At 60.7% G+C, this 13,687-nt stretch carries 8 protein-coding genes and 2 pseudogenes; 3 read left to right on the top strand and 7 right to left on the bottom strand.

The window, feature by feature from the left end:
• Window positions 1-318 precede the first annotated feature (318 nt).
• The 4 genes and pseudogenes from ANTHELSMS3_RS08975 to ANTHELSMS3_RS08960 all read right to left on the bottom strand — a co-directional run bounded on the left by ANTHELSMS3_RS08975 (window position 319) and on the right by ANTHELSMS3_RS08960 (window position 3,091).
• Window positions 319-1,065, bottom strand: a complete 747-nt coding sequence (locus ANTHELSMS3_RS08975; RefSeq protein WP_254694889.1) for a rhomboid family intramembrane serine protease — start codon at window positions 1,063-1,065, stop codon at window positions 319-321.
• Between the two features lie 365 nt (window positions 1,066-1,430).
• A pseudogene (locus tag ANTHELSMS3_RS26605) lies at window positions 1,431-1,581 on the bottom strand (IS6 family transposase); the annotation flags it as partial.
• 14 nt (window positions 1,582-1,595) lie between these two features.
• Entirely contained in the window at window positions 1,596-1,940 is a 345-nt protein-coding gene (locus ANTHELSMS3_RS08965; protein WP_157733465.1) for a nucleotidyltransferase domain-containing protein, read from the bottom strand.
• A gap of 275 nt (window positions 1,941-2,215) precedes the next feature.
• The gene (locus tag ANTHELSMS3_RS08960; protein ID WP_254694888.1) at window positions 2,216-3,091 is read right to left on the bottom strand and encodes a LysR substrate-binding domain-containing protein; all 876 of its coding nucleotides are present in this window, start codon (window positions 3,089-3,091) and stop codon (window positions 2,216-2,218) included.
• A gap of 112 nt (window positions 3,092-3,203) precedes the next feature.
• Between ANTHELSMS3_RS08960 and ANTHELSMS3_RS08955 the strand changes: the two genes are divergently transcribed.
• The 3 genes from ANTHELSMS3_RS08955 (at window position 3,204) to ANTHELSMS3_RS08945 (ending at window position 4,649) form a co-directional block, all read left to right on the top strand.
• The gene (locus ANTHELSMS3_RS08955; protein WP_094034570.1) at window positions 3,204-3,782 is read left to right on the top strand and encodes an NAD(P)H-dependent oxidoreductase; all 579 of its coding nucleotides are present in this window, start codon (window positions 3,204-3,206) and stop codon (window positions 3,780-3,782) included.
• Between the two features lie 3 nt (window positions 3,783-3,785).
• Window positions 3,786-4,187: a DUF6220 domain-containing protein gene (locus ANTHELSMS3_RS08950; protein ID WP_094034569.1), complete on the top strand. Its 402-nt coding sequence runs from the start codon at window positions 3,786-3,788 to the stop codon at window positions 4,185-4,187.
• A 63-nt stretch (window positions 4,188-4,250) separates the two neighbouring features.
• Window positions 4,251-4,649 (top strand): RidA family protein, encoded by a 399-nt coding sequence (locus ANTHELSMS3_RS08945; RefSeq protein WP_094034568.1) that lies wholly within the window; start codon window positions 4,251-4,253, stop codon window positions 4,647-4,649.
• A 270-nt stretch (window positions 4,650-4,919) separates the two neighbouring features.
• Here the strand turns inward: ANTHELSMS3_RS08945 and ANTHELSMS3_RS08940 are convergent, their stop codons facing one another.
• The 3 genes and pseudogenes from ANTHELSMS3_RS08940 to ANTHELSMS3_RS08930 form a co-directional block, all read right to left on the bottom strand.
• Window positions 4,920-6,188 carry a peptidoglycan-binding domain-containing protein gene (locus ANTHELSMS3_RS08940; RefSeq protein WP_157733464.1) on the bottom strand — a complete coding sequence of 423 codons (1,269 nt, stop codon included), beginning with the start codon at window positions 6,186-6,188 and terminating at the stop codon, window positions 4,920-4,922.
• A gap of 10 nt (window positions 6,189-6,198) precedes the next feature.
• Complete coding sequence (locus tag ANTHELSMS3_RS08935) at window positions 6,199-12,213, bottom strand: DUF3320 domain-containing protein (RefSeq protein WP_094034566.1); 6,015 nt, start codon at window positions 12,211-12,213, stop codon at window positions 6,199-6,201.
• Between the two features lie 376 nt (window positions 12,214-12,589).
• Window positions 12,590-13,614: pseudogene (locus ANTHELSMS3_RS08930) on the bottom strand (IS110 family transposase).
• Between the last annotated feature and the right edge of the window lie 73 nt (window positions 13,615-13,687).

Here is a 13,687-nt window from a genome sequence, read left to right as displayed (position 1 = left end):
TGCGGTTCGCTCTTGCAGGCTGATGCGCCTATGCCGCAGAGAACCGCAACTTTCGTAACAATCACTTAGGCTCTCAGCGTCCGACTTACAAGGTTGGTGACTCCGGCTCCCTTTCTCAGACCACCAATACCCCAAGACAGGTTAAGGTAGGCAAAACTTCGACATGGGCATCGCTAGAACCTTCCTCAGAAAATTCATTTTTTGTTCGCTCGCCCAGAAGCCGATTTTTGTCGCGTCACAGAAGTTTGGGAATTCGGGCTCGGAGCCGCCTTTCGCCGCAAAGTGCAGCAAGGTCCGGTCTGGGCCGAGTCTGCTGCTTCATTCTCGATTGACGCCGCCGAAGCGAGGAGCATGGACATGTGTTCGTACAAGGAATGCAGCAGCTGCGCCCGCGATAGCGCCGAACAGGTGAGCCTCCCAAGAGACGCCAGGTTGCCCCGGCAGAACACCCCAGAGAAAGGAGCCATACAGGACGCCGACCAGTAGTGCCGCGCCCAGCGTGACCAGCGAGCGGTCGACCAAACCGCGCGCCACGAGGAAGCCGAACCAGCCAAAGACCAGCCCTGACGCGCCGATATGGATGGCGGAGCTTCCGAACAGCCAGACGAGACCTCCGCCTAGGCCCATCACCACGGCGTTGACGGCCAGCAAGGCCCGCGTGGTAGTGGCCACCAGCAACCCACCCATCACCAATAGCGGCAGCGTATTGGCCATTAGATGCGCGAAGCTTCCGTGCAAAAGGGGCATTGCGATGACGCCGTCCAACCCGCTGACGTGCCGGGGGATCAGGCCGAAGACCGGATTGAAGCCGTAGCCGATGATCCAGTTGACGACCTGGACCGCCCAGAGCAGTGCGACAAAGGATGCAAGCGCCGTGGCGCGCCGAAAGAAAGCGTGCATGTGATCCCGTTTCTTCATGTCGGCGAATGTAGACGTCTTTACAGCACCTTCAACGGCTTTCGCGCGCGGAAGAAGCCGCCACTGAGAACGGCAGACCGAGGCCGCCAACCTTTTTACAGCTAACGCAATACGAATAGCTGATTCCGGATAGCTGCGATGCGGCATTCGAGCCGGTATTCTATGACGGCCCTTGGCCGTGGATGTCGATCTGAGGGGCGGGCACTCGCGATGCATGCCGCACAGCCGCAGGTCGGCTTCTCGACGACGACAGCCGTTGCATTGTCTCCAGGAAGTTCTTCACCACCATGCGAGTGGAGGGCGTAACTGACACTCTCGAGTTAGTGCTGCGGGCATCAGGCGGCGACCGGGTCCATGTTGTTCATGAACACGCCTGCTCAGTGAAAATGGGTCCAGCTACGTCTCGGGCGATTTGGCAGAATGGTTGTAGGACAAGGGAATGAGCAATCTCGCGGTGCGTCGTATCGCCCCCGAACCTAGGGCAAGATTGAGCGGAGGCATCAAACCCTGAAGACGCGGATGTAGGGTTCAACTACATGCCAATCAACATTTGCCCGGCATAGATGTTTTTCGTTTCGCTTTGTCAGTTCAGGTCCAAATTTCTCGAACCCAACGATAAACGGTTGACCGATCAACTGTGATCCCACTCTCGGCTGGAAGATCACAGCTGCGCCACTTCAGACGTCCAGCCGAACCCCCTCCCGATGAACAATAAAACTGATGGTGTTCATGGTATCGCGCGCGCCCTCGAAATCCGTCAGCCGCGTGACAAGAAGATCCGCGTTCAGGCCAGAACGTCGTCGCAGGAGAAAAACCGTGATCGGGTCTTCTGCTGCATCGGGTGCATCGTCAGGCAAGATTGCAAGAATGTCGAAGTCGCTGTTGGCGTGGTGATCGCCGCGCGCCCTGCTGCCAAACAGCCAGACCTGAACCGCCCGCAACTCCGATTGGCAAAGAACCACAAGCCGATCGAGGTCAGTATGTTGCGCGCGGAGCACGGCCCCCTTTGACACCATTTTCATTTCTATCGCCTTATCGGCAGGCAATTGCACCCTTGTATTACCTCACCACCGGAGGATCCGACAGCCGTGTCGTATAGCGTGGGCTATCACAGGACGCTGCACCACATCCGAGGTCGGCTTTGAGCGCAACATGTCGGAAGCTATTGAATGCGCCGATGTCTGCTATCGGATAGAAACGGCTCGTAGCTACAAGCATGTGGTAAAAAATGTGCCATTGCTTGGATTCGTAGTGGGGGCAGAAAACTACACTTGTTTCTCGCACGCCAATCTCGGTTTCAAACGAGAAAAATCTCTCTGACCGCGGCAATCACATGCTGGACTCCGCGATTGTTCGATTGGCGCGTGTGGCTGGCCAGATGCAAGGGGAAGCCACTGACCTCAATCGGCGGATCAAAGCTGGTCAAAAGCGGTTGCGCGTTTTGATCGAACCCGTGTTTGGGTAACATCGCGATATGATCTGTGTGCGCCAACAGCGACGGGACAAGTTGGAAGGAGGGCACAACCGCACCGACACGGCGCGACCGCCCTATGGCCGTAAGCTGAGCATCTAAAGGGGATTGCGCGTCGCCTGTCCCGGACATCAGGACGTGCGGGTATGCCAGCCACGCATCAAGATCAAACGCCTGTGCGGCAGGATGATCGCGCCGCATCGCAACAACATATGTCTCATCAAACAGTGTGATCTGTTCGATGCCCTCAATCTGATCTGCAAAGACCGAGACGGCAATGTCTGTTTCGCCACTCAGCAAATCACGTGCCGCTGCCGTACTGCCGTTCCAAGGTCGGAAAATAGGGGTCACCCCTGGAGCAGTGGATTGTAATGCGGTCAAAAGCGGCCCTGCGATCAGAAACGTCGGATCGTCTGCCATCGTGAGCCGCACGGTTTGATGCAAGCTATGCAAAGGCGTTTCCGGAGGATCAATAAGGTCATTCAGCTCGCTTAGAATGGATTTAAGAGGCCCCCGCAGCGCTTCCGCCCGCACGGTACGCCGCATTGTGCCACGTCCGCGCTCGAGCAACGGATCATCAAACAGATCGCGACACCTTTGCAGCGCATTCGATACGGCGGGTTGAGAGAGGTTCAACCGATGCGCCGCGCGGCTCACATGGGCCTCGTCTAACAGCGCATCCAGCACCACAAGCAGGTTCAAGTCGATCGATCTTAAATTCATGAAATCAATAATAGACTATATCTTATATCAGTTGGAGTTATTTATCTGGCGGATCTACGTCTTGCCCAAAGAACTCGAAAGGACTGCGCGAATGAGCAAGACACTGCTACTTATGTTCCACCGCGATATTGAAAAATCCGTCGCCAATGCGGCTTTGTTTCGCGCGGCGCAAGGCATTGAAGGCGTGACCGCTATCGATGTGCAGGCACGCTACCCCGATGGGCGGATCGACATGTTCACGGATGCCCAGGCCGATGCCCAACTGCTGCTTGGGGCCGACCGCATTGTGCTACAGTTTCCTGTGCAATGGTATGCGACGCCGTCGATTTTGAAGGCTTGGCAAGACGCCGTGCTGACGCGGATGTACTACGTCTTCCCGCAAGACGAGGGCGAGCGCCTTGCAGGAACGCCGTTGATGGTGGTCGCGACGCTTGGCAACTTGGCCGACGCCTACACGCGGTCGGGGCAAAATCACTATTCGGTCGACGAAATCTTTACCCCGTTGAAAGCGATGGCGCATCGGTGCGGCTTGCCGTGGCATAAGCCACATCTGACGTTTTCAGCGGACAAGCTCGATGACGCCGCATTGGCAACCGCAGCCCGGAGCTACATCCGTGCGCTTCAAGCGTTCATCGCGACCCCACGTGTTGCCACTGCGGCAGAGGTTTGAGCCATGACCGCAGACACACACGATACCTTCGTCGCTCTCGACCGAGGCACGCCCGCCCTGTTTGTGTGGTCGGCCCGATTGTTTCCAGTCGCTCTCGCGGGTCAGTTCGTTCTCGACGGACAGTCGCTCTTCGCAGGCTTGCCGTGGTCCATACACGGCATGGCCGGCGGTTTGGCCGCTGTGCCGATCATCATCATCATGGCTGCTATGGCGTTCGCCACTAGCTATCTGCGCGGGTTCGCATGGTGGGCCTTCGGCAGTTTGGCGCTCTACGGAGTACAGATTGCGCTGGCCACGGGCAGCGCGACCTTGCTGGCGCTGCACCCTTTCAATGCAAGCCTGCTGCTGATGGCTGCCCTCGTATTGCTGGCCAAGACCGAACGCCGCCGCGCTTTACACACTTAGCCCAGGATGCCATTGCGAATGTCGCCCTGCGCGTCGCATATTTCACAGACCAAAGGAAAGCCAATGGCCAAACCAGACCCCGTATTCCCGTCAAACCGTCAAGCTCTGTATGAAACCAACCGCTATTCTGCAGCCACCCGATCAGGCGACTTGTTGTTCGTTTCCGGACAAGTGGGAAGCCGTGAAGATGGAACACCGGAACCCGATTTCGCGACACAAGTTCAGCGCGCATTCGACAACTTGACCGATGTATTGCACGCCGCAGACTGCTCATTCAGCGACATAATCGATGTCACAAGTTTTCATACAGATCCCGAGGCCCAGTTTGGTGACATCATGAAGGCGAAGGATCGCGCTTTCCCTAAAAAGCCTTACCCGAACTGGACAGCTGTAGGTGTGAACTGGCTCGCTGGGTTTGATTTCGAAATCAAGGTGATTGCCCGTATCCCCGGGCGCGCCTAGGGAGCCGAAGCATATTGTTTCAGGACACAGGGCCATGCGCCTCAACAATCAAGGGTTCCGCACAAAATACCGCAATGGTTACTGTGTTCTGGGACCGGGCATTGGGATTTGTATCACTAGTGCCCACGTACCCAGCGATGTGCGCGTTCGACGAAGTCCGGAGTTCGCGCTTGCAGCGAATGACAGCAAAGCGGGCTGCGACCGCAGGATCTTAACTGCTCGGTGAATGGCAGGATTGGGCCGGAACTGACCTTACGGGAATAGCCCACATCAGAACGAAATCCCCAATGCACGCAGAGATGCCTCATCGGGGGCGCCGGTGACCCGGAGCCCCTTTGTTTCCTGGAAAGCCCGCATGGCCCGTTTGCTGCCACTGCCCCAGGCGCCATCTGGTGTACCGGAATCGAACCCGGCGTTGTTCAGCAGAGCCTGAATGGCTTTCAGGTCGTCCTTCGACAGGTTCAAAGTCGAGAAGCCGCAGGCGGCGGCCACGGCCTCGACGGCCTTGGCCGTGCCTCTCATGTCGAAGGACGCATCGAAGGTCTTGCCGTTGTTGTCATACGTCCGCAGGAACAGTTTGCGGCTCTTCATCAGGTCCACCATCAGCGCGCTGCCCGCACTCCCGAAGAAGCCTGTGCCCTGGTTCGAGGTGAGCTTGCTCCATGAGGCGTTGACCGCGTCCGCCTCGTCGATCCGGTAAGTGACGCGGACCGTGTCGCTTCGATAGTTGTAGGCCATGAAGCTGTCGACATCGTAGACGACGGACGGCGTGCCTTCGTTACATTGCAGCAGCAGACGGCGCTTGTCCTGGAACGCCTCAGGATTGTAGTCGGAGAAGTTGATGGCCAGTACCTTGGGCGAGTCGTCGATCTCCGCCCGCGTTTCAAGGATGCCGTACCATCCAGCCATGACGAAGCCTTCCTCGGCAAGCCCGCTGAACAGCCCCGAAGTGTAGTCGATATCCGGAAAGTCTGGATCCGCCCAGGCCGGGGCAGTGGTTTCGGCCTGGATCGGATCTTTCTCGGTTTTGTCATCAGTGACTGCCGGCGGCTGCGAGGCGGCAAGCTGCGGCGTGGCGATGCCATATTGCGCCTGGTACCAGGCCAGTTTCAGCTGGGCGAGCGCCAGCTTCTCGGTTTCGGCGCGGGTCAGAGCCATGGCCTGAACCAAACCGTCACTGGAGCGCGCCTTGGCTTCTGCCACGGCGACGACATCAGTCTGCTTTTGGATATCTGCCAAGATTTCCGCGGCACGGGCCGGATCGGGGACAATCGAGGGCACCACAAGGTCCGGCGAAAGGCCCGCCTCAGCGCCCAACTGGCGATTTTCGAGCAAGGCTTGGTTCATTTTCAGAACTTCGAGACGGTATTGTGCCAGAGCCTGCACAACCCCGCCGTCGTAACTGGCCACCACCTTTTCGGTGTCGGCAATACGTTGGGTGATCTCGGCAATATCGGCCGTGAAATCCGCATCCTGCGCCCAGGCCGGAACCGTCATGAACAGTCCGACAACCGCCGCGATAAAATTTTCTCGTTTCATGGGGTTTCCTTCATTCCGGCTCGGGGTCGTCCATAGCAGGGTTATCCTCCCCATGCCCCAGTTGCGTAGTAAGCTGGGCAATGTCCGACCGGAAGGATTGTGTGACGCGCCCATAGCCAAGCACATGCGCAACAGCTTCCGCCAAATCGACGGGCTCTCGGTCCAGCGTTTCGCGGATGAGGCCCAGTTTCTCAGGCAGAGGAACCTCTTTCCACTGCCGCAAACGCCCGGCAACTTCGAGGCCGCGGAATGGCAGGACGTCGGTCGGCTCCATCGTTTCAGGCCAGAAGATCCAATGCTCATCGGCAGAACGGCTTCGCGGGGCAGCCCTCTCGACGGCATGCCAGATGGTCGAAGAAATCTTTTTACCGGTCTTCTGGAATCCGTGGTCCCTTGCGATCAGATCGCTCAACCGTTTGAAAGTGATCGGAGCTTCTTCGTGGACATACCGCGCGGCCAGTCGCTTCAAGGTGTCGGCATAGCCCGGCGCGTGAAACGAGTCAGGGTCGAAGTCAAGATCAGGCTGTGCCATATCCCCCAGATCCAGCTCCGGCGCGATCGGGGTGTCCGCTACCGCCATGCGCGCCGCCAATGGGCGATCCGGTTCGACGGAGGGATGCTCGAGCGCGGCAGGCGCAGAATCCGGCACGGGCAACGCCGAAAACGCGGCATCATTGGTTGCGGCTTCGTCTTCGTTCTCCAATGGCTCCGCGTACTCACCAGCGTGTTCGGGTTCGGCGGCTTCCTCGACAGCCAATGCTGCAGCCTCTTCGGCAAGCCGATCCGCTTCGCGGACCGTTTCCAACAGGGCTTCGAGATCGTGATGCAGCTGCTCAAGCCGCGTATCCGGGTCGATGAACCAATCCGTCGACCAGACCCGCAACAGCCGCCACCCAAGTCGTTCGAGGATGATGTGTCGCACGCGATCCCTGTCACGGGCCGAGGCAGAGGAGTGATAGGCCGCCCCGTCACATTCGATCCCGGCCAGGAATTCGCCGGGCTTGTCGGGATGCACCACGCCGAGGTCGATGCGGAATTTTGACACGCCGATCTGCGTCCGGATGGTCCAGCCCTTGGCCCGCAGGCGTTCAGCCACGGCCATCTCGAAATCGGAATCGTAGTCGCTGTGACCGTGCGACCGAACCGCCCGCCCCAGCGCCGCTGGGCCCTGGGCTGCAAATTCGAGGTAGTGCTTGAGATCCCGCACCGCCTCGGATTGCGTGCGTGTTAGGTCGATCATCGCGGGATCGAAGCTACAGAAGATGACCACCTCGCTTGTGGCGCGGGTGATCGCCACGTTCAGCCGCCACTCGCCCCCCTTCTGGTTCAGGGGGCCAAAGTTCATCGAGATGGTCTGCGCGCCTGGCTCCGTCGGGCCATAGCAGATGGAAATCAGGATGACGTCACGCTGGTCCCCCTGCACCGTCTCCAGGTTCTTGACGAAGACTGGCTCTGAGACGTTGGGACCAAAGAACTTCTCAAGCGACGGATCGGAGCGCCGCGCCTCGTCCAGCAGGTTTTCCACCAAGCGCTGTTGTTCGGTATTCAGCGTAACAACACCGATGGACAGATGCCGCCGCGCCGGGTCCTTCAGATGCGCAACCAGTTCGCCCACGACCGCCTGCGCTTCCTGCGGGTTGTTGCGGCCCTTTCCCCGGGCATAGACGCCGTCGACCCGTTCCAGACGCACCGCGGTGTCCCGCGTGTCAGCAGAGGGATAAGTGACAAGCTGCCCGTCGTAGTAAGCATGGTTCGAGAAGGCGATCAGGCTCTCGTGCCGGCTGCGGTAGTGACCGGTCAGGCGGTGCAGCGGCACGCGGGCGGCCAATGCCTCGTCGAGGATGCTTTCGAGATCGGCCATGATCATGCCGTCGCCGTCATCATCCCCGGCATCACGGGAAAAGAAATTGGTTGGCGGCATCTGTTTCGGGTCGCCGACGATGATACTGCGCCGCCCGCGCGCGATGGCGCCGATCGCATCGGGCACAGTGATCTGGCTGGCTTCGTCGAAAACCACAAGGTCGAAGAGCTCAGATTCGGCAGGCAGGAACTGCGCCACCGACAGGGGGCTCATCATAAGGCAGGGCGTCAAACGTGTAAGCGAGGTGCCCATCTCCTTGATCAACTGGCGCACCGGTGCCGCCCGCGCACCGCGCTGCAATTGCCGCGCCAGCACGCCAAGCCCGGCATCAGCCGTGGTCTGGCGATCCGGTATCTCACCCGAGAGGCACGCCCGCACATAGGCGGCCGTCAACTCGGCAAAGGCCGCATCAAGCCTGCGAAAATCCGAGATGTCGGCAGCGTGGGTTGTTGCCGAAAACCGGCGCAAGAGAGGGCTGGCGTCGATCAACTCGGGCGCGGCCCAACGGCAATAGGCGGTGCGGAAGACCTCTACCGTCTCTTCGTGTTTCAGCGTTCCGCCTTCCAACGCGCGGGCGAGCGCCCCAAGGCCCTTCTCCTCGGCACCGCGGCGGGCCGAGACCCAGCCGCACCAGGCATTGAGCCGACGCGCCCGGTCGGCGATTGCCGCCGTAGATTCAATAACCTGATCCAGCGGCTGCGGTTCCGGCGCCTGCCCGGCGGGCAGGGTCAGACCATGCCAGTCCGCTTCGGCGGAAGTGAAACTGTCCAGCGCAGCCCGCAGATCGGCACCGGCACGGACCGTCGCGCCTCCCTGCTCCAGCAGATCGCGCCCCTCGCACAGGCGCAACCGCAGTGCCGCGCGCAGGGTCACGATATCATGCCCGGCATCGCCAAGGCGCAACAAGGAAGCGCGCAAAGCCTCGCCGCCCATGATCGCAGCCCGCAGCGTCTGCACCGAGGTGCCCAAGCCCTTCCATGGCGTGCCTTCGGGAAAATTGCCCGCAATTTCAGCCATCTGACTGTACAGAGATGCCAGTTCGGCCAGCTTTTCCAGATCGTTCTCCGGGCTCTCGCCACCCTTTCCAATCTGGCTTGTGATGGCCGCGCGTAGTTTTTTCAGGGCTCCACCCCGGGTCAGGAAGCTGCGCCCCTGCGCTTCGGTCCGCTCCGCAATCCAGACGGCGATCGGGGCTGTGGCGATGGCCTCGTCGCGATAGTTTTGCGGCAGTTCGCTGCGCACCTCCTGCCAGCGTTCGAGCAGCGGAAGCAACGCCGCGAGACCTTCGACCGCGCCCCGCCCCTCCGGCGTCAGAGCAAATCCGAGGTCGGTCGCAAAGCACTGCGGGAAGCACAAGGAAAGGTCTGCCAGCGCCGCGGATTCTTCTCGCGACGCCGCCCCGGTCAGGTCCAATCGCTGTGCCAGCGCATCTCGGGCATCAAGCAGCGCCTGCGCGGCCTGCCCCAACCGCCGCGCGGCCTCTACCACCTGCCCCTGCCAAGCGAAGTTCCATTCCTCGGTTCCAACCCCGGCAAAGCTTTCGAAATCCTCAGGTTCCGTTTCGCTGAACCTCTGGCCAAGCCTGCGGGCCGTAGTGCAAAGGCCGTCGAAAGCCTCCGGCGTAGGCGCGAAGCCCACAGGCCCCTGCCGTGCTGGCCAATCGAGCGCGACGCGGTGCAAGTTGCTGTAACGCAGGGTCCGCCCCATGGCATCGCGCGCACTGATCCCCGCCGGTCCCGGCGAATGCAGAGCGTCTACCAACCCGTTCAACCGATCGCGCAACTCTGCGAGCCGCTCCGCCTCACGGACCCATTCCGCCTGATCAAGCGTGTCATGACTGGACCAGGCGCTGTCGAGTTGATCCAGCACCGCCTTCTTGTTCGCCTTGTTCGAATGCAGCTCAAGGCAGAAGTCCCCAAGGCCCACCTCCTTCAGCCGCCGATAGACCACATCCAGCGCGGCCATCTTCTCGGAAACGAACAGCACCCTGTTCCCCAGCGCCAGATTGTGCGCGATGATGTTGCCGATGGTCTCGGACTTGCCCGTGCCCGGCGGCCCCTCCAGCACGAAATCTCCATCCTGCCCCGAGGCATGTACGGCAACCAGCTGGCTGCTGTCGGCATTCAGAGGCGCAAAAACATCTGACGGCGCGATCCGGCGGTCGATCTCGCGCGGCTCGATGAAGGAGGACGGCGTGGCAAAGGGCGCGCGCGGCGTGTCGATCAAGTGGCGCACCAGAGGCGCCTCCTTCAGGCGCTCGGTACGGTCGGCGAGGTCCTTCCACATCAGGTACTTGGCAAAGGAGAAGGTCCCGAGGATCACGTCCTCGGTCACTTCGAACCCGGGCACGTTGCGCACCCGATGCCGCACCAAGTCCCATATCCGGGCCACGTCGACCCCGCTGTCATCACGCGGCAGTTCGCCCGCCAAATCCGGCATGTCGATGCCGAAATCCTGCTTCAGCATCTGCAAAAGGGTCAGGTTGAATACCGTGTCATCGTCGTGCCGCACCAGCACCGGCTTCGACCGGGCACTGGCCCGTTCCAATCGCACCGGAACCAGGATCATCGGCGCGCGGCTGTCGCTGCTGGTGCCCGTGGGCGTCCAGCGCAGCATGCCAAGGGCTAAGAACAGCGTGTTGCTGCCGCCTTCCTCGATGTCCGCCCGCGCCTTGCGATAGAGGTCGATCCCGGCCTTCTCCAATGTCTTGGGATCGGTGTTGGCGATGATTTCCTTGCGCTCCAGCGCATCCAGCGCATGGTTGCGCGCCCAGTCGTCTCCGGTGCGCAGGGTGAATTGGGCGCGGTCACTGTCGCTGCCCTTGGGGCCCTTCTCCGGCGGTGGCGTCAGTCGCAGGCGGGCACCACCGGCCAGCAGGTCTTCCAGCCGCCCCGGGTCCGGGCAGAAGATTGGCAGTGCCGTGGACGAGGGTTTGACACTCAGCAGGCGGTTGCGGCGCGACAGGTCCAGCAGACTGCGCTTCCAGGTGGCCAGCCGTTCCTCTGGTGTTTTCTCAGACAGGTCGAGGTCGTCGGTTTGCTCGAAGGCAGGCAGGTCCTCAGGTGGAATGTCCAGAGGCGGTGCCGCGGTCGGCGCGGTCGCATCCCCTGTCCCCACCTCGGTCAGCGAGGACAGGGGCTGAATGCCCCGCTTGCGCGCTTGGTGGATGTCCAGCGCATAGACGAAATCCGCGTCGTGCTCCTCGGCGATCTGCCGGTTGGCCTCGTTGATCGCCTTTGTGAACGGCAGGGGATGCCCGGCCGTGGCCAGCGTCGTCTCGAACAAGACAAGCTCGCGCAGGTCCTTGGCCTTTCGAACCACCAGCGGATCATCGACCGTCATTGTCGGAAACCACGCCGGTTGCAGCCAGGCTCCGGCAAAGGCATGCCCTTTGATGAACACAACGACGGGGTGCAGCCCCGCCTGCTCGAAGGCCGCAGCAAAGAGCAGCGCCGTATCGAGGCAGGTAGAAAGGCCTGTGTGGCGGATATCGGAAGGCAGACGGACCTTCTGCCCGGTCGTCTCGAAGCTGGCGGGCGGCACGGCATATGTCAGCCCCTGCGAACTGACGGCCGCCCAGATGGCCGACATCAACTCCCATGACCGCTGCGTCGATTTCGACTGGTAGCCGTTGATAGAACCATCGCGCCCGCCCTCGATCAGAATCTTTGAGGCATCCTTCAGGACCTTCTGCACGAAACCATCGTTCGGCGTTGCGAAAGCCGCGAGGAGCTCCGGCATATACCGCGCCCCGCCCCATTCGTTGCGGGCCAGCGCCTCTACAGAATCGGTCGTTTCGGCAAGGATCTCCTCGCCCTGCCGAAGGACAATCCGGACATCGGCGCGAAGCCGGTCCGTGAGCTTGTCCAGCAGTCCCCCGGCCAATGGCAGACGCCGATCCGTGATCCGCAACTTAGCCCCTGCATCCAGACGGTCGATGGTCCAATCACGAGCGCCAAAGATCGCCGGGTCGGCGGAGACAGATAGGCACAAGTTCTCGAGTGGTACCTCAGACGGGTTCTCGACATTCAACTCAAGCAGGACGGGCACGTCATTCTGATGCGAGGCGAAGGTAATCTTGCGCGAGAACTCAGTGTTCAGGATTGGCGCCGGGGGTGTGGCTGCTTCTTCGACCGATCCCTCGACTGCAATTAGATCCGACATCAAAATACCCTCGCGACAAAACGGCCTTCAACCGGGAGAGTATCGCCGTACAACCTGTCTGCAAGCAGGAAGGATGGTGACTGCATGTATCTATATTCTTCCACACGCGAAAATGCTGCGTGGTGGACGAATGTCCTGTGTGGATGGCTCCCGCATAGCAAGTCGTAAATGATCTCGTGTACCTGTTCAGAAGCGGTCTTGTGTCCGGCCTGTTGACGCGGTCATTGCCGCTGGCCCTGATGGGATCCGCAGATCAGGTTCCTATCTGCTTTGCGGGCAATGGCGCCCGGGACATTCGTCGGAGCGTCCTGATCGTTGCGGCTGAATGGCACACCATCACATCGTTGGTCTTGCTATCTCGTGGGCGCGCGCCGTCTCATACGGCGTGCGGCTTGTAGGGCTCATCCCTCGTGAGGATTGCCCACATGATCCTTGCTGTTTTGTTCGCCATGGCGACGGTCGCCAGTCTTGCGGGCTTTCTCTGCAGCAGCTTCGTCAGCCAAGGATCGGCACGCTCGGGATGGGCGCGACTTGTCGGACGCGCGACGTCATGCCAACTACAATGAGCTGGCGCAGGTATCGGTCACCCATCTTGGTGATCTTTCCCAATCGTTCTTTGCCGCCGCTGGAGTGGTTGCGAGGGGTCAGCCCTAACCACGCAGAAAATTCGCGGCCACTCCTGAACTGTCGGCCGGACCCGATCGTCGCAGCCACGGCAGAGGCGGTGACCGGGCCGACACCAGGAATAGTCTGCAGGAGTTGAGCCTGTCGGCTGAGGCGCGCCTGAATGCGCAACATGGTTTCGAACCAGCCAAGGCGGTTGTGAAGATCAATCAGCTGTCGGCTGAGGACGCGCAGAACGTCCTGGGCCAGATCGGGCGGTCCCGGCTGCTTGCCGTCGATGATGGACTTGGCGAACTCAATGGCGCGCGCGACGCCCCGAGCGATGGTGATCCCGAACTCCGCTGCAAGGCTCCGGACCATGTTGATCAGCTGCGTCCTCTGACGCACGACGAAGTCACGCGCGCGGTGCAGGGACAGTAGCGCCTGCTGTTCCTTGGACTTGATCTCGACGAACCGCATCGTGGGCCTGGGCCGTGTCACTGCTTCGCAGATTGCTTCGGCGTCGACCGCATCGGACTTGCCGCGCTTCACGTAGGGTTTGACGTACATTGGCGGCATCAGCCTGACGGTGTGGCCGAGTTTCGAAAGCTCCCGCGCCCAATGATGGCTCGAAGCGCAGGCCTCGATGCCGACGAGGCAAGGTGACAGGCGCTGGAAAAACGCCAGAACCTGCGCCCGTCTCAAGGGGCGGTTGAAAGCAACGTCTCCTGTCTCGGTAACTCCGTGGACATGAAAGATGTTCTTGGCCAGGTCGAGGCCGACGGTGGTAACTTGCATGGGGTGGCTCCTCTCGATCGCAGATTCTGACACCTGCAGTATGGCGCATTGCGACGCCGGGAGCGGGAGCCAT

It is taken from the genome of Antarctobacter heliothermus, from assembly GCF_002237555.1.
Lineage (GTDB): Bacteria > Pseudomonadota > Alphaproteobacteria > Rhodobacterales > Rhodobacteraceae > Antarctobacter > Antarctobacter heliothermus_B.
The sequence above is the reverse complement of the archived record's forward strand: the minus strand, read 5'-3'. Positions and strand labels throughout refer to the sequence as shown.